Below are 1889 nucleotides of genomic sequence, written 5' to 3'. Positions count from 1 at the left end.
CGCTGAGATCATCGGGCCGGGTCGCCCTGGCCGGGCCTCCCCAGACGGTCAGGAACGCGACCACCACGGGCAAGGCGATGAGCATCGTCATCCAGACGGCGGCGGTGCCGCGGGCCACCCCTCCGTTCCAAGCCTTCCGCCACAGCCGGCCCAGGAGACCGGGATGGTGGGCGGCCGGCGGGCTGCCCGAACGCCCGGCGGCTGCCGGCCCTCTGGGACCGCCACCGTTCGCCCCGTGGGCCGGTTGCTCGATGTCGTCGACGGTCTTCATGCTGCCTCCCCGGATCGCCTCACCCCCCGTCGTCCCGGGGCGGCTCGGTGTCTCAAACAAGAGCGCCCAGGCAGCGCTGAGATACCGACCGCTCAGGCTCCGTCGAAGGTTGTTGAACACACCAGGTCACCAAGCCGCGCAGGGACGCCAGCAGCTCCACCCAACGTCACCGCCACGCGGCCGAGCAGCCGCCGTTGACAGACCGATCGCGGCGATGGGCTCGTGGGGTCGTCCCCACGGCGACGATCGAGGCGCTGCGAACGGTCGCTAGGCCGCGGCCAGGCCGCGGCGAAGCTCACTGTCTGGATGGCAGGGATGGCCGCCTCAGCCCACCTGGTGGCCGGGTGGGACCGGCCGGTCGGGGCGCAGCAAGACGACGTTGCCGTCGGGGTCATAGACGCCGAGCACCAGCACCTCGGACGTGAACCCGGCCACCCGTTTGGGCGGGAAGTTGACCACGCACACCACCGTGGCGCCGAGCAGCTCGTCCTTGGAGTAGGTGCTGATCTGCGCGCTGGAGACTCGCTCGCCGAGCGGTCCGAGGTCCAGCCGGAGCTGGTAGGCGGGCCGGCGCGCTTCGGGGAAGTCGCGCACGTCGGTGATCACGGCGCTGCGGACGTCGACCCCGAAGAACTGCTCCGGGTCCACGGGGGGCAGCGGTTGGGCGAGGTTGCGCTTTGACAGGGCGCTCTCCTTCTGCAGCTCACGGAGCCGTCTCTGGCGGCAGCCAGCCTAGTACACGACCGCCGCGTCGACGCGTCACGCTTTCTGTTGTCGCTGGCCCGCGCTAGGCTGCCAGAGCTCACCACGTCACGGCCAAGGAGGGTCTGATGGCCTCTCGACTCAACCCGTACATCAGCTTCACCAGCAACGCGCGGCAGGCCATGGAGTTCTACAAGGGGGTCTTCGGCGGCAACTTGACCCTGAACACCTTCGGTGAGTTCGGGGCGCAGGACTCACCCGACGCCGACAAGATCATGCACGGCATGCTCGAGACCGGCAGCGGGTTCACGCTCATGGGTGCCGACACCCCGGCTGGGATGCAGCGCAACCCCGGCGACACCATCACCATCAGTCTCAGTGGGGACGACGCCGATGAGCTGCGCGGCTACTGGGAGAGGCTGTCTGACGGCGGCACCGTGACGATGCCCTTGGAGAAGCAGATGTGGGGCGATGAGTTCGGCATGTGCGTGGACCAGTTCGGCATCCCTTGGATGGTCAACATCACCCAGCCGCAGGCTTGACTCGGCCGTGTAGGTAGCGGATCGGCCGGCCGGGCACGGCGAGCCCGTGTGAACCTGCTCGGGTGAGCCCCGCGAAGCCGACGGATCAAGGCGCGGCGCTGCGACAGCTGCGGCGCGTGATCGAGCGTCTGGTGCGTGACGGCACGGTGCTTTCGCGTTCCGACGGTAGGGTACATCGCCTGTTTCCCGTGGCCGCCAGCCCAGCCGAGGGTGAAGCGCTGCGCGAGTGGGTATCGCGGGAAGGCGCAACGCAGACGATCGAGATCGGCCTTGGCTATGGCATCTCGGCACTGTTTGTGTGCGAGGGCCTGCTGGAGAACGGCGACGCGGCCGCGAGACACGTCGTGGTCGACCCCCATCAGGCGACGAGGTTC

The 1889-nt window shown here is 68.9% G+C and carries 4 protein-coding genes; 2 read left to right on the top strand and 2 right to left on the bottom strand.

The genetic code is table 11. The annotated features are described in order from the left end of the window. Positions 1-271: hypothetical protein (locus VGR06_RS30840; RefSeq protein WP_327562682.1), on the bottom strand; the 271-nt coding region annotated here is incomplete at its 3' end. Between the two features lie 324 nt (positions 272-595). Continuing rightward, positions 596-919: a tRNA-binding protein gene (locus tag VGR06_RS30835; RefSeq protein ID WP_327562681.1), complete on the bottom strand. Its 324-nt coding sequence runs from the start codon at positions 917-919 to the stop codon at positions 596-598. Between the two features lie 182 nt (positions 920-1101). Between VGR06_RS30835 and VGR06_RS30830 the strand changes: the two genes are divergently transcribed. Continuing rightward, a complete protein-coding gene (locus VGR06_RS30830) occupies positions 1102-1515 on the top strand; it encodes a VOC family protein (protein WP_327562680.1) in 414 nt (137 codons plus the stop codon). Between the two features lie 62 nt (positions 1516-1577). Then, a partial coding sequence (locus VGR06_RS30825) for a hypothetical protein (RefSeq protein ID WP_327562679.1) occupies positions 1578-1889 on the top strand: 312 nt, incomplete at its 3' end.

Origin of the sequence: Actinophytocola sp., from assembly GCF_036002505.1 — a bacterium.
Lineage (GTDB): Bacteria > Actinomycetota > Actinomycetes > Mycobacteriales > Pseudonocardiaceae > DASYTH01.
This window is presented reverse-complemented; position numbering and strand designations above follow the sequence as displayed.